Source organism: Peribacillus simplex, from assembly GCF_001578185.1.
GTDB lineage: Bacteria > Bacillota > Bacilli > Bacillales > DSM-1321 > Peribacillus > Peribacillus simplex_A.
In genome coordinates this window covers 2,389,019-2,413,575 of record NZ_CP011008.1, presented here as the reverse complement: position 1 = coordinate 2,413,575, position 24,557 = coordinate 2,389,019, and the positions used below count along the sequence as shown (strand labels likewise).

Here is a 24,557-nt window from a genome sequence, read left to right as displayed (position 1 = left end):
ATAAAACTAGTACAAAGGAAGAGAATTAATATGAAAAAGTGGGATTTAAATAACGTTAGCAAGACAATCCAATTTTCAGCTGCACTTCTAACTGCTTTTATTGGAGGCGGCCTTTTCTCTCTTATCGGGCTGCCAATCCCCTGGCTTCTAGGTCCAATGGCAGCCCTATTAATTGCATCACGTTTCAAAAACGTTAAATTAATTTGGCCCGTTTCGATGAGAAATACTGGATTAATTATTGTAGGTTATTCAATTGGCATCTCTTTTACCAAGAGCTCACTGTCTGACATGATTAGTCACATTCCCTCAATGTTGATCCTTACAACCTTAATTGTCCTTGTGTGTGTATGTTCAGCTTTTGTTATGTCAAAATATTCCGGCATTGACTATCCTACCTCCTTAACAAGTAGTATACCTGGAGGTTTGTCACAAATTGTTGTGTTTGCAGAAGAAATGAAAGGCATTGATATTACGACAGTAACCTTTTTCCATGTCACAAGAGTGATAATGGTTGTTTTCTTAGTTCCCCTTTTAATTTTCAGTCCTATTTTTGCAGCGAAAAGTACCAATGACTCATCTAAAATAATGGATAACTTTATTCCTGAGTGGAGTGATTTATTTCCTCTTATCTTTCTGTTCGCGCTTATTTGTTTCCTCGCAGCAAGAATAGGTAAAATATTCAAATTACCAGCTCCTTACTTTTTAGGACCAGTAATCGTTACTGCTGCAATAGGTCTTTTAGGTTTGCAGGGACCACCACTTCCTCCTTCACTTCTTGATATATCTCAATTTATGGTTGGCGGTTATATCGGTTTACTATTAAAACCGGAACAACTTGACAACAAAAGAAAAACATTATTATTGGCTTTGATGAACGGACTGATTTTGATCTGCGCAACAATGTTTTTTAGTTTTCTACTGACCCAGTATTATGATTTATCGACTATTACGGGTTTTTTAAGTTTAGCCCCTGGTGGAATGGATCAAATGGGAATCATTGCACAAGAAGTAAATGCTGATGTATCTACTGTTACCAGCTATCAACTATTTCGGATGGCTTTTATTTATGCCGCAGTGCCTCCATTACTAAGATTGGTATTAAAATTAAGTTTAAGAAAAAAAGACAAGAACAGTAACGTTAAAACTAAATGTTAATTAAAAAGGGGAGAGCTTTGCTCAAGGACACTGAAAAAGTCTGATTTATAAAGAAAAGAAGGTCATCATTCACAATCTTTAGATGATGACCTTCTTTTTAAATACTTAAAAAAATAGCATTAAATTTTTAAAAATTTCTTATTGTACCACTTATCCTTTGGCTTTCTTTGCTCTCCTCCCTCCAATCTTTTTTTAAGAATAAATTATTTTGATACCAACACAAAAAAAATATGTATTTAACTTATTGTTCTCCCTGTATTACCTTTAATAAAGAAAAGCGCATAAGCATAATGTAAAACTTATTAATCTGCCAGTTAATTTTTTATGAAAAGTCACGAAATTAATTCTTAGTCATCCAGAGATCAATTGAAAGCGCATTCAATATTTGGGAGGGGATTTAATAATGTTTCTTACAATTTTAGGCATCTCCATGGTTACCGTTTTTACCTATTTAATTATGTCCAAACGTTTATCACCCATTGTTGCTTTAACTTTAGTTCCGATCGTTTTTGCAGGAGTTGGTGGTTTTGGAAGCAAAATTGGCACTATGATGATGGAAGGCATTAAGCTAGTCGCTCCTTCTGCTGCTCTATTATTATTCGCCATATTGTTTTTTGGCATTATGATAGATACGGGCTTATTTGACCCACTTATCAAAAAGTTATTAGAAGTTGTCAAGGGAGATCCTGTCAAAATTTCGATGGGTACCACAATTCTTGCATTACTTGTGGCCCTAGATGGAGACGGTACAACAACGTATATCATTACTGTTTCAGCTATGTATCCACTTTATAAACGAATCGGTATGAATCCATTGGTTTTAGCCACTGTAGCCATGCTGGCTTTAAGTGTCATGAGTGGTATGACCCCCTGGGGAGGACCTGCTACCAGAGCAATAGCAGTATTGGGACTTGATGCATCCGAATTTTTTGTTCCACTTATTCCTACCATGATCGGTGGTGCTCTTTGGGTTATTTTCGTCGCATTTATTTTAGGGAAAAAAGAACGTAAACGACTTGGTGTAATACACATAGAAGAGTTCAAAAATGAAATAGCTGCTACTGTTGAAAATGAAGCCACTGAAACATTTCCTCATATTGACATTAAACGTCCTCGTTTTTTGTGGGTTAACTTATTAATTGTGATAGGCATTATGGTCATGCTTATTATGGGATTGGTTCCTTCCCCCATTTTATTTTTAGTCGGTTTCGCTATTGCTTTAATGATTAATTACCCTAATCTGGAAATGCAAAAGAGACGTATCTTAGCACATTCTGGAAACGCTTTAATTGTTGTTTTATTAGTTTTTGCTGCAGGAGTATTTGCAGGAATCTTTTCCGGTACAAAAATGGTTGATGCTATTGCTAATGGACTGGTTGCGATAATACCTGCTTCATTAGGACAGTTTTTTCCTGTCATTGTTGGCATTACAAGTATGCCATTCACTTTCGTTTTATCGAATGATGCCTATTATTTTGGAGTTCTCCCTATTCTTGCAGAAGCAGCTTCAGCCTATGGTATTACTCCGTTAGAAATTGCTCGGGCTTCTATATTGGGACAACCCGCTCATTTAATGAGTCCACTTGTTGCATCAACCATTCTATTGGTTGGTATGGTTGATAAAGACCTTGGAGAATATCAGAAATTCGCATACAAATGGGCCATCTTGACATCGTTAATCTTAACAGTATTAGCTATAATTAGTGGTGCTATTTCTTTTATGTAAATTATAAAAGTCCTTGTATACTTGTCTGCAAGGACTTTTGTGGCATTTTTCAGCTAGATAGTTTTATGATACAACTTTGTTGTCAGGTAAAGTTCCATAATTGAAACCATGAAATAAGATGGAAAACTGAAGTATTTACTGTTATTATGTGAATTAGTGATTGTAAATATTTTTATCATTAATTATGTTAATGTAAAGCATACCCTTCCATGACTTACTTACCAAGTTCCATTTCTTTTTTCAACCGTTCCACAAAACGCTCATTGATTTAAGGACGGACAAACTCGTCTTTTTTTCCAAATCGATGTCTTTTCTAAAAAATCCCTCCCTCTTAAGGCGTTGATCCTCAGGCAAGTTGGACCATGCCTGGTTCGCCACCTCTTCCAGTGAACTTTCAATCTTTCTCTGGATCACCATCGCTTGAAAGCTTTGGTTATTTCTTTCCTCTATTATAATATTGTTTCCGTCGAGCTGCATGTATGTTCTACAATCATAGGTTCTTCATTTTCATCTTTTAATGCTTCCCTGATACTTGACTCTGCAGCTGCAGGAAGTTCCTCAAGTGCTAGTACGCTGGTATATTCTTCGTCCATCCGTATATCTATAAATGGATCAAATGCTTTTGTATGCACACCTCGAATCTGGTAAAATAAGGGAATAAATGAAAAAAAGACCTGATAAGTTGAACTGTGCCCCATTTTACGGACAGTATAAAAAAGTGCCTAAGCAGCTAATAAATGGTCCCGGTATTGTACTGGGGCCATTTTCCTTAGCCCCCATTGATAACGATGTTCATTATATTCTTCAATAACTCGATCAATTTCTTCCTTCACATCCGTTAAATTAGTACATGTTTTATATTCTGCCAAATCCTTAAAGTGGCCAAAGAAACTTTCCATTGGCGCATTATCCCAACAGTTTCCCTTGCGGGACATGGATTGGGTTATCCCAAGTTCCTTCACTTTGCGTTGAAATAGCGGATGGGTGTAATGGAACCCCTGGTCAGAATGAAGGATTGCACTCGGATGGAACTCGTGACACACAGCCTGCTTTAGCTTATTTAAAGTCTCGTAAACGATATCCATTTCTAATGAAGTAGATAAATGGTACGTAACGATTTCTTTTGTGGCGGCATCTTTTACGCAGGATAAATACGCTTTTTGGCCTTTCCCATAATAAAGATAGGTAATGTCAGTAAGCAGGACCTTCCCTGGCACCTCCTGATTGAATTCACGATTAAGGAGGTTTGGACAAGTAAGGTGCTCCTTGGTTGCCTTGGCCATCTTCCGATACGGGTTGGCCCTTCTGATTTTCGCTAGGAGATTATATTTTGTCATCAACCGTCTGATTTTCTTATGATTCATGACGGCCGAGTAGTCATTCTCCATAATCATTTTGATTTGGAGGGCGCCTACTTTTTCCTTTTTACTGATGAAAATATTTCTGATCAATTCTATGTCCAATTCATCCTGTTCTTCACGAAGCTCACGGTAAGGAGCTGCCTTTAACCAATCATAGTAGCCACTTCGACTTACACCAGCCAATTTGCATAGATAAGAAACAGCCTTCTTTAATTGGTGTATTCTGATCGTCCTTTCAATCAGATAGAACTTCTCAGCAGCAGTTAGAATCATTTCTTTTTCAGAGCCTGCCTTTCTAGCTCTTCCAGCTTTTTTAGGAAGTCATTTTCTGCTTCAAGGAATTTGATTCTCGCCTCGGCCTTCCTAAGTTGATCTTCTACAGACTGTGGCTTGGAAGTGGGGCGTCCTGTACTTCCTTTTCCACGGCGTTCCGTAAGGAAGCCTTCCTCACCAAACCTTTCAAAGGTACTACGCCAGCGCTGTAGACAACGTTTGGGTTGTTTCTTTCCAATTATTTCGAGATTAATTCCCTGGTCAATGAAAATTTGAGAGGGGGCTTTCCCCTTTTTATATTCCTTAACAGCTTTTGTTTTAAATTCCGGACTATAGGAAATAGATCGCTCGGAAGCACTAATGATATTTGGATTCTTTTCAAGTTCTTTAATCTGAAATTCAGTATATATATTCTTACTCATAGAAACCCTCCGTCCATACTCATTACATCTATTGAAACATAAAAAAACCCGGATAAGGGACACTTTTTTATGTGTGTCCGTTATCCGGGGTATAGTTCAAGTATAAGGGCTGCTCTGTAATAGCTGATAGTTCTGAAGATTGATTGTAAATGGGAAAGGGGAGTCACCCACACTTATTCAGTGGAAATCCATGTAGACTTGGAAAAAGTTGTGGAGGGTTCCCTTTTTAAATCTTTATCTAGCCGGCACATTCGAAGGTACCAGGAATGGTTATCAGAAAAAAGCCCCTATGTCTTAAGGAGCGTATTCCGTTGCCACATTATCTTGTTTTCAAAAAAGCTATTCTTTTGGGTTGTTCAACGCTTATTTTTTCTTACCCACACGATTCAGAATGCTTTTGTTCAAATTATTGCGTAACTTATCATCCCATCTTTTCGCTTGGTCGATAAGTCCATTGGCGAATGCTGTCACGTCTTCACCTGTCACTTCCAATACGTCTTTGCCATCTGCCGCACCATCTTCAAACAAATCAATGAGATCATACTGGATTCTCAGCATATCCATGCCGCTTCCAGAGGCGAAACCCCACATATAGTTGCAGATTTTTTTATAGGCTTCTGGGTAGTTGCCTGGCAAAGCTTCCACACGCGCCATCATTTCTTTGTATTCTTTTTTGTCGTCAAGTATCTTTTTGATGAAATTCACCATGATATTTAACCTCCTACCTTATTTTTTATTCGTCCATATTTTTACTTGCTCTTCAACTCTACACTCAATTTCTTTTTTCAAATCTACTTGCCCTCCTAATATACTCGCCGATTCTCCATCTAGTTTTGAGAGAGCCATCAATTCATCGGCAAATGCCGCCACGTCTTCACCGGTAACATCTAGCACATGCTTGCCTTCTGCTGCACTAGCTTCAAACAGTTCATACAAATTGATGATTTCTTCACCAAATCCATATCCGAAATTCCACATGTACTTTTGAATCTTTTTGAACACAAATGCGTAATCTTTCGGTAGGGAATTTACTTTTTTCATAAATGCTTTGTATTCCTTCTTGCTTTCTAAATCACCAATGATTAGCTCTATAAATTTCTTCATATTATTTCTCCCCCTTTAGGGTATTAATTTTTGATGAAACAAAATTCCATTTTCCCCAAAATTGTTCGAGTTCCTCGTGTCCTGCATAATTTAATGAGTAAAATTTGCGAGGAGGACCCATTTCAGAACGCTTTTTCTCGAATTTCACTAATTCTTTCTTTTCCAGTCGCACCAAAATGGTGTAGACCGTACCCTCAACAACCTCTTTAAAGCCCATTTCATTGAGGCGACGGGTAATCTCGTAGCCGTAAGTATCTCCCCGGCTGATAATTTCCAGCACACAACCTTCCAACACACCTTTGAGCATTTCTGTTAAATTTTCCACAGCATACACCTCCTAAGCTAATAAGTTATACAGGTATTCGGTATTAATGAGTACTGGTATACTGTAATACTATGTAGCGAGGGTGTCAAGTGTGCATTAAAAAAATTATAAATTTAAAAAGATACAAAAGGATTTTGCTGTACATGCAGAATAAAAAAAGGAAAACCAAAATAAAGTATGGATTTCGGTTTATCATTTTTATAAACGATTTAACTTTATTTAAATCGGTACATCTTTTTATATAAGGTACGACTTTATTTTAAAACTACAACAATGCCACAAGAAAAAAGACGATTAGCTATTACTAGTCATCTCTTTCACTTCAGCATAAATAGTGGAACGTGGACACCTGTCATTTTGGCTATATCATTAACGCTTAAACCGTTAGATTCTCTTTCATCATACAGCTTTAAAGCCTTCTTAACGTCCTTCTCATCCTTCCCTTTCCTACCCATATGTTTTTCCCCTGTGCCTTAGCACGTTCCCTTCCTTCTGCCGTTCTATCTTTAAATAGATCACGTTCAAACTCAGCAATAGCCCCCAGCATAGTAAACATTAGCTTTCCTGATGGTGTACTAAAATCAATCTGTTCTTTGATGAACACTAAAGCTATTCCCCGTTCTTCTAGTTCCTTAGCAATCATTTGTAGGTAAAAAGTGGAACGTGCTAATCTATCCAACTTGTAAACAACCAGCTTGTCAGATTCCCTTAAATAGTCCAACGCCTTAGCAAGTTCTTTCCTGTCAGATTTAGCACCACTTTGTTTTTCCATGAATATCTTCTTGCAACCATACTCTTTTAACTTCTCCTCCTGTAAAGCCAAGTCCTGATCTTTAGTTGAAACACGTCCATATCCAATAATAGCCATTATGTGAAACTGAAGTTTAGCTTCCACATACTTAATCGTTATGATTTCCTGTTGTCTGGACAAATTCCGAAGGTCTAATAGCTGAATTCCTCTAATTTTATGAGGTTCACCTTTGTAATACAGCACACACAACTGGTACGCATCGATAGCGTCTGTTTTTACCTTCCGTAAACTGGACTTCTTTACCTGATATGAAATAATCGGATTTAGTAAGATATATAGAATAGCATGGTAATGCCCTGTAGATTCTAAAATGACCATAGGCATCTGCCCTGTCACTTTCTTTTAAAAAGTCTAAAAAATGATCTAATTCCTCTTTGATGTCCTTCATTGAAAAGCTCTTCCCAGACGGTTTAGATTGATCTAAAAATGCCTGAACTTGACTCTCTTCTTTTTGCCACATCCAGACCAGCAACTGGATTCATTGTTCCATCCATTACTTACTACCCAGTACCCCTAGTCCTCCATGCAGTGTCATAGCTTCGCTTGTTATACGAGATCTACGTCCCAACTAGCCTCAAACATGTTTCTAAAGTAGTGGGTGGACAGTTTAGTTCACGAGATCAAGTCCCGTGTACCTGTACGTCCTATCCTGGCTACTGATATAATAGATTCTATTAAAAAAAGTCAACAAACCTCCACCTCCGAATTATTTAAGCTAATATAAGTTTTGATATGTACTACGCTACATTCAATTTCATTTGAATCAACAAGTCTTGAATAAAATGACAAAAGGTAATTTATTCGGATCAACACCAGCTAGAAATTCACTAAGATAATGTTCCGCTTCCTTCTCATTCTGTATTAGTAAAATTGATAAAACCATCAATCTTAATGACTGGTGGTTTTTGTGTATTTACAAAAAAGACAAAGTATTTTAAATGAAAAATACTTTGTCCCCCAATTAACATCCTAGAATAAACGGATGAACACGGCAACTCCGGTTCGCCCGAAGTCAAGGTTCAATACTTGTACAAATCTATTTCCAAGTAAACAACGTAAAGCAGCTCTGTAGGAATCACCAGGAGCTAAAGTGTTAGCACAAGGTGCGGCACTTCCAATCACTGTAGCTTGTACAATTGTACGCTGAGCTAAAGGTATTAACGTAGCTCTTTCCCAAAGAATCGTAACTACATCAACAGATCTAGAACCAGAACCAGACATATAATTCACCTCTTTTCATTGTTAATATATTTAATGCAAATTCAGACAGCTTGGTTCATTCATTTGTCATGATACACACAAAAAAAGGCAATTTATTATCTGATTATTCAAGAAAAACTCTAGCAACTTATTCAAAAGGGAGCGACAGAAGGAGAAATCCAGGAACACTTTGAAATCCAAGTCGTCGAAGCCACTGCCCAGATTGTAAAACATACATCTGAAGCCGAGCTGCGAATGAAACTTGGCAGTACATCTGTCAAAGGACTTCTAGTCGATTTCGGCGATAGTATCCATTTAGGCAAGATTAACGAGAAGTATTATTAATGATTGAAGCCGATACGATACCGTCGATTAAGGTGTTTCGCCGATTGAATTTCACGGGCGGGATAAATTTATGGAGATTTTGGAGCGGATCAGTAAGAAGGGGCAGGTTAATAGGATTTTTTGAGGGGCTTGTGCTCATTATTGTAATCATAAGAACTGTGCCATTTAAACGTTCGTGATCGTTGTGTGATCAAATTTATGCTCTAAAACATGTTAATAAGGGTTTCCTTAAATTTAAATACACTTAAAATATTAAATCAAAAAGACAGTGAGCTTATCTTTGCTAACTGTCTTTTCGTTTATCACTAAACATTAAGTTAAAATACACATCCTGTACATCATAGTCGATTTCTATAGAATTATCCGTAAGCTGTATCCCTTAATTCACTTTTGAAACACTAAAATCACACCAGCATCTTGATTGTATCGTTTTCACTATAAGGAGTCTCATTTTCTTCTTCCATGGTATCTAATAATTTCATCTTCTGCCTAAAAAATATTAATACTACTAACGTGAATATTCCTACTAATTAGACCAATAATAGTGAAACTGACAACGATTTTTGAACACTTTAAATTGATTTATCTCCTTTACGTCCATCTATTATTCTACTAACAATATTCCGTCGGCAATCGGGTGGAAAATTAAAAGGACTATTATATTTCAATCAATTTTAAGTGAATGAAAATGAGCATATATACTCGATAAAAATTAATTCACATTTGTAAAAGGACTAATTTTCTTATACTTCGATTCTTAAGCGATTGGGATATATTTACTTTTAAAAAAAGCTACTATAAAAATCATTTTTCATTCAAACAAAAAAAGCCTTCATATTTTAAGGCTTTTTACTAAGCTAATCATCCAAATAATTTCGCAAAGGTATTTTCACCGGCAATACCGTCTGCTGATATTCCCTTGGCCCTTTGAAATGCCTTCACCGCTATCTCCGTTCCGTTTCCAAAGATACCATCTATACCATGTGGATTATGTCCTTCTAAATAAAGTGCAGCTTCAAGGATATAGGTGATATTCCCTTTCGCCCCTTTCCTAACATTAGGTGAAGCCGCTTTTGTTTGGGGTCCCCATATTCCATCCACATTAATCTTTGCACCATATTGTTTATTCAATTCGGTTTAAAAACCCTTTATCAGCGCTTTTTTAGTATTAGGTCCATAATAACCATCCACATCTATTTTTGCATTATACCGGTTATTTAATGTCCTTTGAATGGACTTGATAGTCTGAGTGCCAGTATCCATTGCAGGCGTATTTTTTACAATGAGCCTTGTTCCCGCTTTTAACTGAGAATAAGTTAGTCCACCCGTCATATCCAAGTGCGGATAATCTTTAAAGCTTGACCAATCCCCGCCCCAAGCAAATCCCAAGGATTTACCAATGTCCGCTACCCGTTTCCATTTGGCATCAATTGTCCAAATGGCATTCTTTCCATCATCGCTAACTATGAAATAATCAATGGCTAGTCCATAGTTATGGTAAGATTGACCTGGCATCGCATTCGTCACTCTCGGTTTCGATAAATCACTATAGTTTTTTCCATCATAGATATAACCTAGGCGACCTTGACCATATAGCTTTGCTTGCTCTTCTATAGACCGATAACCTGCGCTGATTTGCACAAAAATACCTTCTTGGTATGCCAGTTTGACCATTTCCAATGCTGACTCTTTAACGACTGGATGAATTCCGCTGCCCATATTCTTTTCCGAACGATCCAATAAAGTTTCTAATTTAACAGTCAATTTATTCACCTCCTAATATGCTATGGTGCTTATTAGGAAATGCTTGTACACCTACCTTGACGTTCCAAAAAATCCAGTGAAATAAAAGAAGCGCAACCCAATGGATTGCGCTTTTTTTCTATTATAAAGGCCTATTTTGATCTTCTTTACCGCTACCTAAAACTCTTATCAATTCATCCAGCTTATCATTTCTTTCCTGATCTGCTTTTGTCTTGGCATTGATGAATTTTATCACCTTAATTACAAAATAAATGCTTAAAAAAAGAAGTCCCAGATAAAATAAAATCGGTATGATTGCAAATAACCCGATTATACTGCCGGCTTGGCTCATAAATAACTCCTCCTTTATGTAAAATATAGTATTATTATACATTAAAGACAGGGTAAGAAGGAATCGGACACAAAAATCACCCAGCTATCAACCTACTTCGCCAATCGATATAACCAGCTTTCAATTATTTTATTCGTAGTGTCCATATTTTTGCCTTCCAATCCTCTCCATCATAAAATGGAGCTATTAAAGCTGAAAGGGGAATGCAAACAAATGAACGAAGGTAGAGATCCGTTCGTTTCTTCACTCGCTTCTAATTTAAACATGCGCCTCACTCGTTTAGCAGAAGAAAGGGATATCCCACTGGAAAGATTGCTGGATAAATCAGTCGAATTGTTACTAGAATATATGGAAGACAATGAATTGATCAATGACCATGTTAAGTTTAACAATGTTGAGGCCATAAATAAAAATAATGAAATCATTCAGCAAAGCAGGAAAATCCTAGAGAAAGATTAGCTCTAAAACACTCGGCACTCGGTTGGGTGTTTTTTCATCTGCTTATGACTCTCATCAGTTTTTTAACTACCGTATTTCCCCACTGACAACTTTACCATGATTTGTGTACTCAATTAAAAAAGGTCAGCCACTAGGACTGCCCCTGTAGAACACCTGCCTTACAGTTTAATGGTGCTTTTTCTTGCATTTTTTACATTTACAACGCTTTCTGGGCACCCATACTGTACTGGGGTCATTATTCTCAAAACATTTTTCTACATAACAACTATATATTTCCATCCTAACACCCTCCTTACTATTGTATATGCATGGACTTATCGAAGGTGTGGACAAGTTGCTAAAAGTTTAGAAGTGGATTCATTTTCCATGGTTCTGTACAATCCCCAATGTATTTGGGAGCAAACTGAAATCTCCCCAAGTTTTATGACCTGAAATAACGATTTTCACATCCTTATATACATACATTAAATTCTTCATCGTATTTGGCCACGCTTCCATGTTAGCTTCATCAATGATCCCGGAATTCTTTTTTTCCAGCGCGAAAATCATCTCCAAATAATAAATTATACTTTGGAAGCCATATAGTCATGTTATCAGAAGTATGGGCTTCTCCTGGGAATTATGTTTCGATTTTCATATTTCCAACTCTTAAAGTTGTTGGTCCTCCTGCGAGGGATACTTGTTCCACACTTATCCGTTATTACCGATTTCTTCACCTATATTTTTTATCGCGGTTTTTCCAGATCTCGCTATGTCTGTTATTGTAGCTTGGACTTTTTTTGAACCTCCTTTATCGTAAATTCCTTACTGTAAGGAATGAACTTTGTCCCACTTGCTATTTTTTCAGCAGCCTTGGCCGCACCAGCCACACCGCCGATTCCAAGTGCCATCAACAGCCCATTCTGGGCTGTTCCTCAGTAAGCTGGTTTCCGAACATGTCTTTACTGGTGACTGCTTCGCCGAGGCCGTTGGCTGCGAGGAGTCCGTATATCCCGTATTCAGTTTTCTGAAGGAGGCTAAAGCCTTTTGTCGTTTTATAGGCATCGAGCGCGTGGTTCGCTGCGTTGAGTCCTTTGGCCGTTTTGTAGATGGCGCTTCCGCCTTTGATGGCCCGGCCGGCCCAGCCGACAACGGGGATGAATCCAGCGGCGGCGATTCGTTCGGCTTCGGACAGCTTGCGGCCCGTCACTGGATCAAATCCGGTTGAGGCCCTGATTGAATCATATCCCGTGAATTCCCCTGTAAAGGTTTTTGTCGTATCCCAGGCTTTTTCGTATCATGGGCGGTTTTCGAGTTCTTCCATTTCACGTTCGATTTCCTTAGCTTCGGCTTGTTGCTTTTTGAAGGTCTGATAGTCTTTCATCTGACCGGCTACTTCATCCTTCACTTGATAGACGTCACTATTCTTAAATGCCGATTGGTTGAATGTCATCGGTGAAACCTTGCCGTCCTGTTTGGTGGCATCAAGCAAGGCACGGAAGAGGCCAACGACCACGTTTTCCTGCCCAACGGACACATCATATTCCTCGACCAATTGCCGGTCGACATTCTCGACCTTAGTCACGGTGTCATCCAGCCTATGCCCGGCCAGCGTGATTTTTTCATTAAAGTCCTTTTGGTCGAATATATCAAGAGGCAGGATATCGTCAATGCTGTTCAGGATCCTTTGAAGATCATTCGCTTGTTCATCGACAAGCGACTTCGCTTGGTTGATGCCGTTTGACACTTCGCCATCTAAAAAGGGAACCTCGACCACCGTATTTCCGGAGAGGTCCGCCTCTTCCAGGGTGGCCGGTATGCCTTCCAAAAAATTGATTTGGGTCGTGAATAGTTCCATCCAGGCGTCCGCCACCTCGACTTGCGCTTCATAGAAGCTTTTGATGGCGGTAGCACCGGCTCCTTGAAACTCGTGATCAAGGCCGACGATACCCTGAAATTCCTTTTTCAGCGCAGCAACTTCCTTCTTTAGTTCTTCATATTGCTTGGCGCGCGACTTGGTTGCGGCGGTCAATGTCCTGGCTTCATATATTTTCATCGCGGCTGATACCCCTGTGAAGACGTATTTGCGATGGCTTCATCCTGCTCTTTTAATAAGTCAATGTTGGCACGGGTATCTTCCACATTTTTCTGGACGATCTTGATATATTGCTCAAAGACCTTCTCCAAATTCGTTTCCCGATCGATCCATTTCGAGGTGAATTCCAATTTATTGTTGCCAAGCTCGCCTGCCGGCAGATTTCCAAGCTTGACTGTACCAAGCGCCGTCTTCACCTGATCAACTTGTTTCGTTACGGCAGGATGATTCAGTTTGATTGTCGTCATTAAATCAACCGCCTTTTTAAATCTGATATTTTACTTTCCAGTTGCTCAAATGCCTCTTCACCTTTGCTTAAAAGGTTATCGGCTTCTTGGGCTATATTCCCCGCTATATTCAGGAGGGTATTCTCGGCACTTAGCTTTGTAATCATCGCTTCAATCTTCCATTGGTAATCGTCATAATCGTCATGAATGATGCTAAACATGACGTTATAGGCATCATTACGGGCTTCCTGAAAATGATCCGAGCGCTTCCCGGTCCAACCACCACTTAGCTCTGGGTCTTTTATTTTCCTAATCTCGTTAAGACACATACTCTGTTCTTTTATGATATCGTTTTTCGCTTTTTCTAAACGTTCAATTTTCGCATTTAAATCAGCTTTTTTACTGGAGATAGCAGAGTGTATATTACTCAAAATATCTGCATATACCATGAAACTCACCTCAAGAATAGTATATTTCTACATTATCTGTCATATTTTTCTTATTTAATTATAAGGATTAAAGTCCGAGAGTTAAATAGGGAAAAATATGCTATTTTGTCAGTTAACAGAGAAGATTGGCATGATAAATATCATACATCCCATATTCTTTATACCCTGTATTTTACCAATTTTAAACAAGTGAATAGATCGTCATTTCCTTAGATCGTCCATAAGAATTTCAACCACTTCATTCAAACTGCCCTTTACCGTATCTTAACACCAAATCTTCCCGGACAAATTCCCTGCAAGTGGAAGATAGATGTGACCTTTGAGGATGTATCAAATCTCCAAATGGCAAATCCCCGACAAATTTAACTTCACCTTCAAAATTCTGTTCGGATTCAGCATCAAAACCGGATACTTTTACAAAGCAAGTATTATGACCTGTTTTCATATAATCGATTATTGTTAACACATGATTATGCAAATCACTCATTCTTTTCCCTCCAACCTTGAAAACATTTAAGTATATTAAGGATTAAATCAAATCGTTTATTTATTAGTTACCTTATTAATGAAGACACCAATCAAAACGATATAGACAGACTAAGATTACTAGGGGCATTAGAATATTAGAAATCAGGAACACCTACTTTAGAATCTCTTATTCCTAATTTTTCTATGTAATGAATATTATTTGGTTAACCTATTCCCAATATATTAACTATACCTTTATTTAGCTGCCGTTTCATGTCTTGATTTTCCAATTCATTCACTTATGATTTTTTTATGTGTCCCAATAAATGCGAAAGAATAAACACTGACATAGTAGTGGATATTCACCCCTTAACGTGTTTATTATTTCATATTACTGCCATCTAAGGTCAGTCGTGGCCCCCAGAGGACCTGCCCACTTCTATATAGATTTATAACCTGCTATAATCTAAGGAATTGGAGGTGTGAAAAATGAAAGAATTCATCCAGATATTAGCGGAAATCGTCAATAATCTTCACGATTTCATCCTATTCTTTGTGAGCGATACATTAAATTCAAATGCAACGGACAAGGATTTGCATTTTTGGATAATGGGAATCATCGGTATCATCATCTTTTTGTTCGTGTTATTTTTATCTAATTTAATTTCCCGGATGCGTTTTGGGATTACCATACTTTCTTTCCTTTATACCTTTACTGTCATGGTTGTTTTAGTATTTGCAATTGAAATTCAGCAGGCCCTTACCAGCAGAGGTAATATGGAATTTCAAGATGCTGCTGTTGGCCTTTGGGGCTTCATCGTATTTTTCATGGTTTTTGCTGTAGTGTCATCCATATTCCTTTTAGTGAAGAATTTTTTCAAGCAATCAGAAAAAAGGTAACGACAGGTCACCTTGCTTAATTTATTCCTTATGGCCATTGGATTTATTATTGGCGGGAACGGGACACTCTCTGTGGCAACATCTTAATATGGAAAGGGAAAGTTACAGAGAAGCCTTTTTCAGGCGAGGTAATGAACACATGCTATCAATTACTTCGGTTCACTTTCGTTAAAATCAATGCTAAACAGATTAAAAGAATCGTCGTCATTCAAACGGTCCTTATCATACCCGGATAATTCAGAACTATTTTCCCTGCGACGGCGATTTACTTCCCTTAATTCCGCTTCTAGAAATTCAGCTTGACCGTGTGAAAGCTTGATCGTGATTTCATTATTATTTTGATCATCTGCAGCTTTCAAGAGGACATAACTATCCGCTGCATTACGTAAAGTCACATTGCTCAGTGTTAAGTTCATGTTTGCGAGCTCATATCTTGCCTTCATAACGTAAAAAGAACCTCCATCGGAAAATACCGGTTAAAATGGTGTATATTAAATATACTTTACTTCAAGATATCTAAATATACAAATTCTTTGTTTAGAAAAGCCTTGAAATCTAAAGAAATCTACCTACTTAAAGAGCGTTCCGAGACAAGATATGGAAAAGTAATGCGCCATGTCATTAAAGCCCCGTTCTTGAATAAAGATACAGGTCAAGTTTCTTCCCTTGAAAATCCAGAAGTTCTGGAAACGATCAAGCATTTGAATGCAAATTCATCCCTTTCTTAAATAAAAACAGATTATCCATGAATGAAGTCACATTGACTATAAACAAATGGAACCCTTCACTATCGGAAAGGTTCCATTTGTTTATAATTCTTTCTCAATCGCGCAGGTAATATCGTATGGACCCATGCTTTCATTTGAAGTAATGACGGTTATCATTCGATTTGCCGGGTATACCGCAGAATTGAAACTTACACCCGGGTCATAGCCCATTATATGATATTTGAAAATCCCGTCATTTTTTTTGCTTATCCATATACCATACCCATAGAATGCCCCTTCATCTTCCGTAGTAATATGGGGTTCCAATAAAAGATTGGTATATTCTTTATTCAGTAACTGATTGGAAAATAACCCTTCCCATAGCTTGAACATATCTTTAGTGGTAATATATGCCCCTCCATCTGCTCCGCCTTTGACGGGAAGGGAATAAACATTCGTTCTCCATGTTCCATTTTTTTCGTTTATATACCCTAGCGCTGTGTTTTTAGGTAGCTTGTCCATGGAGAAGTAACCGGAATCTTTCATACCACAAGGGAGAAAGATGTTCTTCTCAATATATTCGGAAAATTCAAGTCCAGTTTGTTCCTCAACAATCAATCCCAATACAATATAGCCAGCATTATTATAATGGAATCTTTCCCCGGGTTCGAACATCATCACATCATCTTGAAACATGGGCAGAAAATCTTTTAATCTTTTTATATGGTACATCGGATTTTTCTGCCATAGCTCTTCAAAGTCCTCCATCACTTCTTCATCAAAGTAATCAGGAATACCCGAAGTGTGTGTTAAGAGGTGATGTATGGTTACATCTTGATGGAAATCTGGAAACCGAAACTCGATCGGAAGACAGTCTTTAAGCTTAGAATCAAACCTAAGTGTCCCTTTTTGTACTAACTGGCAAATGGCTATCGCAGTAAACAGTTTACACCCAGAAGCAATTCCGAACCTTGTTTCAGTCGTATTCATTATTTCATCTGATCGATTGGAATAGCCTTGTCCTGAGCAATGTATTAGATCATCTCCCGTTTTCACACCGATTACACCGGAGAATTTAATTTCCTTGCTGGTTTCTTTAATAAGCCTGGATAAATCCAAATTGAGAGTCGACATTTGATTTTCCCCTTTACTGGTAATATATTTTTTATTACTCATGTGTTAGCAAAGGTGATATTCATTGGTCTTCCCAAAAACGCCCACACCTTTAAAAGTGATGCAGGCGTTTAAATTTACATGAACTTCTCGGCTTTACCCAATCTTTTATTTCCACCAAGTATCATAAACGTTAATGGCTTCATTCCGTTTATGTTCGGTTTTAGTATACCATCCTTCGATGATTTCGGCAGCTTCCGTCCTGATTTCCTTTCCTTCAAGGTAATCATCGATTTCGTCGTAACTAACGCCTAAAGCCACTTCATCAGGAATTAATGGTTTGTCATCTTCTAAATCGGCCGTTGGAACCTTCGTATAAAGACGCTCAGGAGCACCGACGAATTTCAGGATTTCTTTTCCTTGCCTTTTATTTAATCGATATAATGGGATGATATCCGCTGCACCGTCACCATGTTTCGTAAAGAAACCTGTGATTGCTTCAGCCGCATGGTCCGTACCAAGCACGACACCTTTGTAAAGTCCGGCTAAATCATATTGTACCTTCATCCGCTCACGCGCTTTGACATTTCCCCTTAAGAAATGCGATAGTTTTTCAGAAACGGCTTCTTCCACAGCCTTTACTGATGCATCCACCGCTCCCTTGATGTTGACTGTAACAGTTTGGCTTGGCTTGATGAATGTTAAAGCCAACTGCCTGTCATCTTCATCAGCCTGTACTCCATATGGCAAGCTAACAGCAACAAACTTATAATCGCTGCCATTTTTTTCTTCATTCAATTCATTGACAGCGGTTTGGGCAATATACCCCGCCAGTGTTGAATCTTGACCTCCAGATATTCCAAGTACAAAACTTTTCAGAAACGTATTTTTCTTCAAATACCCTTTTAATAGATCAACACTTTTCCTGAATTCGACTTCAGGATCGATCGTTGGTTGGACAAGTAATTTTTTTACGATTTCTCTTTGTAATGGACGCATTGGAAAACCTCGCTTTCTGATAAAATAGATTGGTCATTTCGTTAGCATTCTCTCTACATTTGCTTTAATTTCATCTATATTCCTCATTTTATTATCCCAACAATCCTGGCTTAGATCTACCGGGTATTCTTCAGGATTAAGTGCACGAAGGTACTCAGGCCATAATACTTGGAGATTTTTTTTCGTGAAGGCCTTGATTTCATCAATGGTTGGTAATTCATAAATCAAGCTGCCTTCCTTGAAAATATCCACATGCAGATCAACGGCATCGAAATCCGTGACAAATTTACTCAGGAAGGTATGGACAGGATGAAACATTTTTAATTTTTCCTGTTCCTGAGGCTTTTCATATTCCATGGCCAAATAGTCACCTTCAGCATGGTTGTTCACTTTATTGATGATTCGATATACTCGTTTTAAGCCAGGTGTCGTAACCTTTTCAGGGTTAGAAGAAATTTTGATGGTATCTCTCATATTCCCATCTTCGCCCTCTATTGAAACCATTTTATAAACAGCACCAAGCGCTGGCTGGTCATAAGCCGTAATCAATTTGGTTCCGATGCCCCAAATGTCAATTCTTGCTCCTTGTTGTTTCAGGTTGATGATCGTATATTCATCCAAGTCATTGGAAGCGACAATCTTCGCATCATGAAACCCTGCAGCATCAAGCATACGTCGTGCTTCTTTTGATAAGTAAGCTAAATCACCGCTGTCAAGACGGACGCCTATGAAATTGATTTTATCGCCCAGTTCCTTGGCAACACGGATTGCATTGGGGATGCCAGAACGCAATGTATCATAGGTATCAACCAAGAATACACAGTCTTTATGGGAAACAGCGTATTTATGAAAAGCCGTATATTCATCTTTATAAGCCTGGATCATGGAATGGGCATGCGTTCCTGAAACCGGAATCCCGAACAGCTTTCCAGCCCGTACATTACTAGTGGAATCAAAGCCAGCAATATAGGCCGCTCTCGCTCCCCAAATTGCAGCATCCATTTCTTGTGCCCGTCTTGAACCGAATTCAAGGGCAGATTCATCTCCAATAACTTGTTTTATGCGCGAGGCCTTTGTTGCCACGAGTGTGTGATAGTTCACAATGTTTAGCAACGCCGTTTCTATGAGTTGTGCCTCAGCAAGCGGTGCCTCAACCCGTAAAATCGGTTCATTGCCGAAGACGAGCTCTCCTTCTTTCATGCAGCGGATCGCTCCCGTGAAACGGATGTTCTGTAAATAATCCAAAAATTCTTCATCATAGTGCAGGTCCGTTTTTAAATAGTCGATATCACTTTCCGAGAAGCAAAAGTTTTGAAGGTAATGGACAATTTTTTCAAGTCCAGCAAAAATCGCATATCCGCTGTTGAACGGAAGTTTTCTGAAAAATATCTCGAAAACTGCCTTTCGGTTATGTGTTTTGTCCTGCCAATAAGTTTGGGCCATGTTAATTTGGTAAAGATCAGTGTGTAGTGCGTAACTGTCATCGTTGTACTTTTTTTCCATGGATAGTTCCTCCCAAAAGAGAAGCTTTCGCCTCCCTTCTATTCTGTTGCGTGAATGGATATTATAAAATGGTTGCTCCTAGAGATCCTTTAAAATGCCCAAGGGCCCAATGGTGACCGGCATCATTGAATGAGGCCACTGCATTTTCATATATAAAAATATTATATCCTAAATTATAAGCGTCGATTGCCGTATGCAGAATGCAGATATCTGTACAAACCCCGACTAAATATACATCGGTAATGTGACGTTCTCTTAGGCGGATATCAAGGTCCGTTCCTGCAAATGCCGAATAACGCGTTTTATCTATATAATGAACATTCTTTTGATTTTTATTTGTTTCATATTCTTCTTTTAAAGTCCCATATAGGTCTCTACCCATTGTACCGCTAATATTATGCGGTGGGAACAAATTCGATTCAGGATGTAAGCGGTCTCCATTTTCATGTAAATCAATCGCGAAGACCGTGTATCCCCCTTGTTTGATAAACTCCTTTGTTATCCTGACTAGTGCCTTCTCGATATCCTGTCCTGGCTTCCCGCAGGTCAATGAACCCCCGTCTGCCACGAAGTCATACGTATAATCGATATTGATCAATGCCTTTTTATCCATTTCACCTATTCCCCCTTAATAATAAATAGAGTCCATGACAATCTCTGCATTAAATCGGTAAAGTTGTGAAGGCCGATACGAATTTCGTTTTGTTTTCTTCTGGATACCCTTTTCATCCAAGACTTTCTCCAAGAACGGGAGTTTAGGGGCTTTTGCATAAAAAAGTGAATCCGCGCTGATTTTTGCATCATCTCTAGCTATTAGCAACACCCGTTGCAGTTCAGAAAGTGTAAATTCATCCGGCAGGAATTTTTGGGCTATCGTCGTTTGCACCATTTCTTTTTTCAGTAAGTTCATCGCGTCGTTAATGATTGTATGATGATCAAATGCAAGCTCTAATTGTAACGCTTCCTGTATCGTGAACAATTCAACCTCAGCTGCATCGTCATTCGCTTTTCTTTGATTGAGAAAATCTTCCTGGACAATGGCGTAAAAAGCATTGGATATGATCCATCCCCTGGGATCGCGTCCTGGGCGGTCATAAACACCGAAATGCTTGACATGGAATCCAGCTACACCCGTTTCTTCTTTTAATTCGCGTTTAGCTGCTTCATAAGCAGTCTCCCTGACATTTACAAAGCCTCCAGGCAATGCCCATTTATCTCCTTCAACGTTTGGGTGTCCTTCCTTATCTTTCGTCGCACGTTTGATTAACAATAGCTTTAAAAACATTTCAGGCGGCGCTTTTTCTGCCGTTTTCTGCGAAGTAATAGTAAAGATCGCAATGTCTGCTGTGTATCCATCTGGAGTTATATATTTCTTTTTTTCCTGCTGAACCATGGCAACGCTCACTTTCTTTCACTAAGTATGAATTGAGTAATTAGTAAATCAATAATTACTAATTATAGTACTCTTCCTTATGTGATTTAGCAACTCTAAATAAGAAAATTTTTCTTATTATTTGAAAAATCATTTTATTTTCATACATGATAAATAGCCCGGTCATGATGACCGGGCTTGTTTCTTGAATTCATTAGACTGGATAGACTCCATGTTTACGATCGGTAAATGTCAGTTGTTTACTGCTATATGCTTCAAACCGGGCACTCAATTCATCACGCAGGTCATTTGGCTGGATGATGCCATCAACAATCATCTCGGAGGCTAAGCGGTAGATATCAATGTCTTCATTATATTCATTGCGCTTCTGTTCGATGAATGCTGGGCGATCCTCCGCTTCCATCGCATTGATTTTATTGGCATAGACTGCATTGACCGCAGCTTCTGCCCCCATGACCGCAATCAATGCCGTCGGTAAGGCAAGTACGCAGTCCGGTTCAAATGCGGGACCAGCCATCGCGTAGAGTCCAGCACCATAAGCTTTTCGGACGATGACAGAAATCTTGGGGACCGTGGCTTCACTCATGGCCGAAATCATTTTCGCACCATGGCGAATGATGCCTGCCTGTTCGACCTTCGTTCCAATCATGAATCCTGGAATATCCACCAGGAACAACAGCGGTATATGGAAAGCATCACATAAATTGATGAACTTGGCCGCCTTATCGGCTGAATCATGGAAAAGGACGCCTCCCTTGACACGCGGCTGATTGGCTATGATCCCAATCGTCTGTCCATTTAGCCTTGCAAGCCCAGTAATCAATTCGGGGGCAAATAGCTTCTTGATTTCACAAAACGATTGCCTGTCTATAATCCTATCGATCAGGTCATACATATTAAAGGCTGCATTCTGGTTTTTTGGAATCAGCTCTTCTAATGTTTTTTCGAATTCAGCTGGCAGCTCAGGCTTTTTGGCTTTAGGCTTTTCTTGATAATTTCCTGGAAAATAGCTTAAGTATCGGCGTGCAAACGCGATGGATTCTTCTTCTGACTTAACAAGCACATCCCCGCATCCTGAAACAGAACAATGCATTTTCGCCCCGCCCATTTCCTCTTCGCTAACCTTTTCGCCAATGACCATTTCTGCCATTCTCGGTGATCCTAAATACATCGATGCATTACCGTCAACCATTACGACAATATCGCAGAAAGCTGGGATATATGCCCCTCCCGCTGCAGATGGTCCGAACAATAGACAAATTTGCGGAACTTTTCCCGATAACTTTACTTGGTTGTAAAAGATTCGTCCTGCACCGCGGCGTCCCGGAAACATTTCTACTTGATCCGTAATTCGAGCCCCGGCAGAATCGACTAAATAAAGGAGGGGCAACTGTAACTTATCAGCTGTTTCCTGAATGCGAATGATTTTCTCGACGGTCCTTGCTCCCCAGGAACCTGCTTTTACGGTCGAATCATTGGCCATGACACAGACCCTCTGACCATTGATTTTTCCTATACCTGTAACCACACCATCTGCGGGAAGACCATCACTGGCACAATTTGCAAAGAAAGCGTCTTCTATTTCAACCCCTTCATCAAAAAGCAGCTCTAACCGTTCACGTACGAAAAGCTTTCCTTTTTCAGCATTTTTTTGATGATATTTTTCTAAACCGCCTTTTTTAATCGTTTCAACCGTTTCGGTTAGTTTATCCGTCGTTACCATCCATGTTCCTCCTTCAATTGAAATCATCGACCCGTAAATACCGGTTTGCGCTTTTCCTTGAATGCTGACAGACCCTCCAGTCGGTCACGGGTTTTTAAAGTTGTCTGATAGCAGTCTTTTTCAATTTGCAATCCTGTTTTCAAGTTAGTATCAGCCCCTTGATTGATCGCCGCTTTTGCTGCCCTGAGTGCTAATGGGGCATTGACCGCAATTTCCCCAGCCAGTTTTTTCGCTTCCTCAAGTAATTGTTGTGGTGGATATACATGACTGATGATTTTCATGGCAAGTGCCGCTTTTGCGTCCAATCTCTTCGCCGTATAAATCAGTTCTTTCGCCGTTGACATTCCGACTATACGGGGCAGGCGTTGAGTACCGCCGGCGCCTGGGATGATTCCTAATGCCGTTTCTGTTAGTCCCATCTTTGCCGTTTCCGATGCGATTCGTATGTCACAGGCCAGCGCCAGCTCCAGCCCTCCTCCAAAAGCCGGGCCGTTAATTGCAGCGATTACTGGGACTGGAAGGTTTTCTACAGCCGTAATCGTGTCACCAATCAGTTTGACTGTCTCCTTGACTTTATCATCATTCATCCCAGCCCGTTCCTTAAGATCCGCACCTGCACAAAACGCCTTTTCCCCAGCTCCCGTTAAAATGACGGTTCGTAAATTGGACTCTCTTTTCAGTTCATCCAGCCCTTCGAATAAGCAATGAAGCAATTCGGTGGATAATGCATTGGCAGCATCCGGCCGATTCAAAGTCACGATGGCAATTCCCTTGGCATCATGACTGATCTCTACTAATGAAGTCATCGTTTCACCTCAATTCAACTTATTGCGCGTTATATACAGCCATCTGATGGCTAGGCAATGGTTTTTCCAAAAAGCTTTGCATAATGGACGCAGCCTTCATTAGTTTTTCTTGATTGATTCCCGTGTGAATTCCCATTTTATGTAGCATATGAATCAGGTCATCCGTAGCCACATTGCCGCTCGCACCTGGTGCATATGGGCATCCTCCCAAACCACCGAGAGAAGAGTCGAAAGTGTCCACTCCATATTCCAGTGATTGGAGTACATTTGCGAGTGCCATGCCACTTGTATCATGAAAATGGAGGGCAATTCGGCTTATATCATATCTTTTTACAGCCTGTTCAAGGAACAAGGCAACCTGTCTTGGTGACGCGACCCCAATTGTATCACCCAATGAGACCTCACTGATTCCGAAGTCAAATAGTTGATCACAAACACGGAAAACCTGTTCGGACGAAACCTCCCCTTCATAAGGACAGCCGAAAACGGTTGAAACATAGCCCCTAACCGTTTTCCCGCTTTTTGCTGCAGTCCCGATGACATCCTTCATTATTGGAAAGGTATCGGAAATCGATTTATTGATATTTTTAAGATTATGGGTTTCACTGGATGACATGAACACGGAAATTTCATCGATATTGGCTTCAAGGGCCGATTCCAGACCCCTTTGATTGGGTACAAGGGCCGCATATGTGGTCCCGGGATTACGCTTTATTCCCTTAGCCACAAGGGCCGCATCACTCAATTGGGGAATCCATTTTGGATGTACGAAAGAAGTCACCTCTATATAAGATAATCCAGTATCAGAGAGCTGATCGATCCAATCCATTTTGCTTTGCGTAGGTATAATGACCTTTTCATTTTGCAGCCCATCACGCGGTCCAACTTCCTTAATTGTCACTTTTTCAGGCCAGTTCAT

29 protein-coding genes and 3 pseudogenes are annotated in these 24,557 nt (G+C 39.4%); 6 read left to right on the top strand and 26 right to left on the bottom strand.

Translation table 11 applies throughout. The annotated features are described in order from the left end of the window. Positions 1–30: 30 nt before the first annotated feature. Both UP17_RS11235 and UP17_RS11230 read left to right on the top strand, forming a co-directional pair. Positions 31–1,155: an AbrB family transcriptional regulator gene (locus UP17_RS11235; protein WP_061463086.1), complete on the top strand. Its 1,125-nt coding sequence runs from the start codon at positions 31–33 to the stop codon at positions 1,153–1,155. Positions 1,156–1,558: 403 nt separating this feature from the next. Further along, positions 1,559–2,881 (top strand): CitMHS family transporter, encoded by a 1,323-nt coding sequence (locus tag UP17_RS11230; RefSeq protein WP_061463085.1) that lies wholly within the window; start codon positions 1,559–1,561, stop codon positions 2,879–2,881. 449 nt (positions 2,882–3,330) lie between these two features. Here UP17_RS11230 and UP17_RS27535 read toward each other — a convergent pair whose 3' ends face one another. The 8 genes and pseudogenes from UP17_RS27535 to UP17_RS11195 all read right to left on the bottom strand — a co-directional run bounded on the left by UP17_RS27535 (position 3,331) and on the right by UP17_RS11195 (position 8,398). Beyond that, positions 3,331–3,513 (bottom strand): hypothetical protein, encoded by a 183-nt coding sequence (locus UP17_RS27535; RefSeq protein ID WP_155727300.1) that lies wholly within the window; start codon positions 3,511–3,513, stop codon positions 3,331–3,333. Between the two features lie 90 nt (positions 3,514–3,603). Beyond that, positions 3,604–4,937, bottom strand: a protein-coding gene (locus tag UP17_RS26430) for an IS3 family transposase (protein ID WP_155727271.1) whose coding sequence is annotated in 2 segments (ribosomal slippage) — positions 3,604–4,565 and positions 4,565–4,937 — 1,335 coding nt in all. Because the reading frame shifts where the segments join, the coding sequence is not laid out codon by codon here. Between the two features lie 363 nt (positions 4,938–5,300). Continuing rightward, positions 5,301–5,645, bottom strand: a complete 345-nt coding sequence (locus tag UP17_RS11215) for a DUF1048 domain-containing protein (RefSeq protein WP_061463003.1) — start codon at positions 5,643–5,645, stop codon at positions 5,301–5,303. 18 nt (positions 5,646–5,663) lie between these two features. After that, complete coding sequence (locus UP17_RS11210) at positions 5,664–6,041, bottom strand: DUF1048 domain-containing protein (RefSeq protein ID WP_061463002.1); 378 nt, start codon at positions 6,039–6,041, stop codon at positions 5,664–5,666. A gap of 1 nt (position 6,042) precedes the next feature. After that, on the bottom strand, positions 6,043–6,366 hold the full coding sequence (locus UP17_RS11205; protein ID WP_061463084.1) for a PadR family transcriptional regulator: 324 nt from the start codon (positions 6,364–6,366) through the stop codon (positions 6,043–6,045). Between the two features lie 294 nt (positions 6,367–6,660). Next, positions 6,661–7,234 (bottom strand): annotated as a pseudogene (locus tag UP17_RS11200) (recombinase family protein). 6 nt (positions 7,235–7,240) lie between these two features. Beyond that, positions 7,241–7,659, bottom strand: a pseudogene (locus tag UP17_RS28475) (IS110 family transposase); the annotation flags it as partial. A gap of 487 nt (positions 7,660–8,146) precedes the next feature. Then, a complete protein-coding gene (locus UP17_RS11195; protein WP_250211797.1) occupies positions 8,147–8,398 on the bottom strand; it encodes a hypothetical protein in 252 nt (83 codons plus the stop codon). 129 nt (positions 8,399–8,527) lie between these two features. On the opposite strand from UP17_RS11195, the gene UP17_RS29530 reads away from it, so the two are divergent. Beyond that, positions 8,528–8,722: a DUF3898 domain-containing protein gene (locus tag UP17_RS29530; protein ID WP_155727522.1), complete on the top strand. Its 195-nt coding sequence runs from the start codon at positions 8,528–8,530 to the stop codon at positions 8,720–8,722. Between the two features lie 861 nt (positions 8,723–9,583). Here UP17_RS29530 and UP17_RS28755 read toward each other — a convergent pair. The 3 genes from UP17_RS28755 to UP17_RS11180 form a co-directional block, all read right to left on the bottom strand. After that, a complete protein-coding gene (locus UP17_RS28755) occupies positions 9,584–9,853 on the bottom strand; it encodes a peptidoglycan-binding domain-containing protein (protein ID WP_061463082.1) in 270 nt (89 codons plus the stop codon). 6 nt (positions 9,854–9,859) lie between these two features. Further along, on the bottom strand, positions 9,860–10,486 hold the full coding sequence (locus UP17_RS28750) for a M15 family metallopeptidase (protein WP_061463081.1): 627 nt from the start codon (positions 10,484–10,486) through the stop codon (positions 9,860–9,862). A 121-nt stretch (positions 10,487–10,607) separates the two neighbouring features. Beyond that, positions 10,608–10,817: a DUF4083 family protein gene (locus tag UP17_RS11180; protein WP_061463080.1), complete on the bottom strand. Its 210-nt coding sequence runs from the start codon at positions 10,815–10,817 to the stop codon at positions 10,608–10,610. A gap of 213 nt (positions 10,818–11,030) precedes the next feature. Here UP17_RS11180 and UP17_RS11175 point away from each other — a divergent pair, with 213 nt between their 5' ends. Then, on the top strand, positions 11,031–11,276 hold the full coding sequence (locus tag UP17_RS11175; RefSeq protein ID WP_061463079.1) for a ribbon-helix-helix domain-containing protein: 246 nt from the start codon (positions 11,031–11,033) through the stop codon (positions 11,274–11,276). 758 nt (positions 11,277–12,034) lie between these two features. Here UP17_RS11175 and UP17_RS29230 read toward each other — a convergent pair. From UP17_RS29230 to UP17_RS11145, 6 genes and pseudogenes are all read right to left on the bottom strand, one after another. After that, positions 12,035–12,166, bottom strand: coding sequence for a hypothetical protein (locus UP17_RS29230; RefSeq protein WP_284149571.1), 132 nt, complete (start codon positions 12,164–12,166; stop codon positions 12,035–12,037). Continuing rightward, positions 12,166–12,537, bottom strand: a pseudogene (locus UP17_RS11165) (pre-toxin TG domain-containing protein); the annotation flags it as partial. The gene UP17_RS29230 and the pseudogene UP17_RS11165, both read right to left, overlap by 1 nt. A 15-nt stretch (positions 12,538–12,552) precedes the next feature. After that, entirely contained in the window at positions 12,553–13,311 is a 759-nt protein-coding gene (locus UP17_RS11160) for an LXG domain-containing protein (RefSeq protein ID WP_061463076.1), read from the bottom strand. After that, positions 13,308–13,598, bottom strand: a complete 291-nt coding sequence (locus UP17_RS11155) for a YwqI/YxiC family protein (RefSeq protein ID WP_061463075.1) — start codon at positions 13,596–13,598, stop codon at positions 13,308–13,310. The genes UP17_RS11160 and UP17_RS11155 overlap by 4 nt, the downstream gene beginning before the upstream one ends. Then, positions 13,598–14,026 carry a YwqH-like family protein gene (locus UP17_RS11150; protein WP_061463074.1) on the bottom strand — a complete coding sequence of 143 codons (429 nt, stop codon included), beginning with the start codon at positions 14,024–14,026 and terminating at the stop codon, positions 13,598–13,600. The genes UP17_RS11155 and UP17_RS11150 overlap by 1 nt, the downstream gene beginning before the upstream one ends. Positions 14,027–14,264: 238 nt before the next feature. Continuing rightward, entirely contained in the window at positions 14,265–14,513 is a 249-nt protein-coding gene (locus UP17_RS11145) for a hypothetical protein (protein WP_061463073.1), read from the bottom strand. 470 nt (positions 14,514–14,983) lie between these two features. On the opposite strand from UP17_RS11145, the gene UP17_RS11140 reads away from it, so the two are divergent. After that, positions 14,984–15,394: a hypothetical protein gene (locus UP17_RS11140; RefSeq protein ID WP_061463072.1), complete on the top strand. Its 411-nt coding sequence runs from the start codon at positions 14,984–14,986 to the stop codon at positions 15,392–15,394. Positions 15,395–15,543: 149 nt separating this feature from the next. Here UP17_RS11140 and UP17_RS11135 read toward each other — a convergent pair whose 3' ends face one another. Next, complete coding sequence (locus UP17_RS11135) at positions 15,544–15,837, bottom strand: hypothetical protein (RefSeq protein WP_061463071.1); 294 nt, start codon at positions 15,835–15,837, stop codon at positions 15,544–15,546. Positions 15,838–15,942: 105 nt separating this feature from the next. Between UP17_RS11135 and UP17_RS27525 the strand changes: the two genes are divergently transcribed. Continuing rightward, positions 15,943–16,122, top strand: coding sequence for a hypothetical protein (locus UP17_RS27525; protein ID WP_155727299.1), 180 nt, complete (start codon positions 15,943–15,945; stop codon positions 16,120–16,122). 81 nt (positions 16,123–16,203) lie between these two features. On the opposite strand, the gene UP17_RS11130 is transcribed toward UP17_RS27525, so the two are convergent. The 8 genes from UP17_RS11130 to UP17_RS11095 form a co-directional block, all read right to left on the bottom strand. Then, the gene (locus tag UP17_RS11130; protein WP_061463070.1) at positions 16,204–17,235 is read right to left on the bottom strand and encodes a serine hydrolase domain-containing protein; all 1,032 of its coding nucleotides are present in this window, start codon (positions 17,233–17,235) and stop codon (positions 16,204–16,206) included. Between the two features lie 147 nt (positions 17,236–17,382). After that, positions 17,383–18,213 carry an ammonia-dependent NAD(+) synthetase gene (gene nadE, locus UP17_RS11125; protein ID WP_061463069.1) on the bottom strand — a complete coding sequence of 277 codons (831 nt, stop codon included), beginning with the start codon at positions 18,211–18,213 and terminating at the stop codon, positions 17,383–17,385. A gap of 33 nt (positions 18,214–18,246) precedes the next feature. Next, positions 18,247–19,716, bottom strand: coding sequence for a nicotinate phosphoribosyltransferase (locus UP17_RS11120; protein ID WP_061463068.1), 1,470 nt, complete (start codon positions 19,714–19,716; stop codon positions 18,247–18,249). A gap of 61 nt (positions 19,717–19,777) precedes the next feature. Continuing rightward, positions 19,778–20,329, bottom strand: a complete 552-nt coding sequence (locus UP17_RS11115) for a cysteine hydrolase family protein (RefSeq protein WP_061463067.1) — start codon at positions 20,327–20,329, stop codon at positions 19,778–19,780. Positions 20,330–20,344: 15 nt separating this feature from the next. Further along, a complete protein-coding gene (locus UP17_RS11110) occupies positions 20,345–21,109 on the bottom strand; it encodes an NUDIX domain-containing protein (protein ID WP_061463066.1) in 765 nt (254 codons plus the stop codon). Positions 21,110–21,302: 193 nt separating this feature from the next. Continuing rightward, positions 21,303–22,832 (bottom strand): acyl-CoA carboxylase subunit beta, encoded by a 1,530-nt coding sequence (locus UP17_RS11105; RefSeq protein WP_167555981.1) that lies wholly within the window; start codon positions 22,830–22,832, stop codon positions 21,303–21,305. 23 nt (positions 22,833–22,855) lie between these two features. Beyond that, positions 22,856–23,638 (bottom strand): enoyl-CoA hydratase, encoded by a 783-nt coding sequence (locus UP17_RS11100; RefSeq protein WP_061463064.1) that lies wholly within the window; start codon positions 23,636–23,638, stop codon positions 22,856–22,858. A gap of 19 nt (positions 23,639–23,657) precedes the next feature. Beyond that, complete coding sequence (locus UP17_RS11095; RefSeq protein WP_061463063.1) at positions 23,658–24,557, bottom strand: hydroxymethylglutaryl-CoA lyase; 900 nt, start codon at positions 24,555–24,557, stop codon at positions 23,658–23,660.

Bases quoted from the DNA above. Each gene is read 5' to 3' on its own strand.
- UP17_RS11235 (WP_061463086.1), top strand. From the start codon at position 31: ATGAAAAAGTGGGATTTAAATAACGTTAGCAAGACAATCCAATTTTCA.
- UP17_RS11230 (WP_061463085.1), top strand. From the start codon at position 1,559: ATGTTTCTTACAATTTTAGGCATCTCCATGGTTACCGTTTTTACCTAT.
- UP17_RS11215 (WP_061463003.1), bottom strand. From the start codon at position 5,645: ATGGTGAATTTCATCAAAAAGATACTTGACGACAAAAAAGAATACAAA.
- UP17_RS11210 (WP_061463002.1), bottom strand. From the start codon at position 6,041: ATGAAGAAATTTATAGAGCTAATCATTGGTGATTTAGAAAGCAAGAAG.
- UP17_RS11195 (WP_250211797.1), bottom strand. From the start codon at position 8,398: ATGTCTGGTTCTGGTTCTAGATCTGTTGATGTAGTTACGATTCTTTGG.
- UP17_RS11180 (WP_061463080.1), bottom strand. From the start codon at position 10,817: ATGAGCCAAGCCGGCAGTATAATCGGGTTATTTGCAATCATACCGATT.
- UP17_RS11175 (WP_061463079.1), top strand. From the start codon at position 11,031: ATGAACGAAGGTAGAGATCCGTTCGTTTCTTCACTCGCTTCTAATTTA.
- UP17_RS29230 (WP_284149571.1), bottom strand. From the start codon at position 12,166: ATGGCACTTGGAATCGGCGGTGTGGCTGGTGCGGCCAAGGCTGCTGAA.
- UP17_RS11160 (WP_061463076.1), bottom strand. From the start codon at position 13,311: ATGAAAATATATGAAGCCAGGACATTGACCGCCGCAACCAAGTCGCGC.
- UP17_RS11155 (WP_061463075.1), bottom strand. From the start codon at position 13,598: ATGACGACAATCAAACTGAATCATCCTGCCGTAACGAAACAAGTTGAT.
- UP17_RS11150 (WP_061463074.1), bottom strand. From the start codon at position 14,026: ATGGTATATGCAGATATTTTGAGTAATATACACTCTGCTATCTCCAGT.
- UP17_RS11145 (WP_061463073.1), bottom strand. From the start codon at position 14,513: ATGAGTGATTTGCATAATCATGTGTTAACAATAATCGATTATATGAAA.
- UP17_RS11140 (WP_061463072.1), top strand. From the start codon at position 14,984: ATGAAAGAATTCATCCAGATATTAGCGGAAATCGTCAATAATCTTCAC.
- UP17_RS11135 (WP_061463071.1), bottom strand. From the start codon at position 15,837: ATGAAGGCAAGATATGAGCTCGCAAACATGAACTTAACACTGAGCAAT.
- UP17_RS11130 (WP_061463070.1), bottom strand. From the start codon at position 17,235: ATGTCGACTCTCAATTTGGATTTATCCAGGCTTATTAAAGAAACCAGC.
- nadE (WP_061463069.1), bottom strand. From the start codon at position 18,213: ATGCGTCCATTACAAAGAGAAATCGTAAAAAAATTACTTGTCCAACCA.
- UP17_RS11120 (WP_061463068.1), bottom strand. From the start codon at position 19,716: ATGGAAAAAAAGTACAACGATGACAGTTACGCACTACACACTGATCTT.
- UP17_RS11115 (WP_061463067.1), bottom strand. From the start codon at position 20,329: ATGGATAAAAAGGCATTGATCAATATCGATTATACGTATGACTTCGTG.
- UP17_RS11110 (WP_061463066.1), bottom strand. From the start codon at position 21,109: ATGGTTCAGCAGGAAAAAAAGAAATATATAACTCCAGATGGATACACA.
- UP17_RS11105 (WP_167555981.1), bottom strand. From the start codon at position 22,832: ATGGTAACGACGGATAAACTAACCGAAACGGTTGAAACGATTAAAAAA.
- UP17_RS11100 (WP_061463064.1), bottom strand. From the start codon at position 23,638: ATGACTTCATTAGTAGAGATCAGTCATGATGCCAAGGGAATTGCCATC.
- UP17_RS11095 (WP_061463063.1), bottom strand. From the start codon at position 24,557: ATGAACTGGCCTGAAAAAGTGACAATTAAGGAAGTTGGACCGCGTGAT.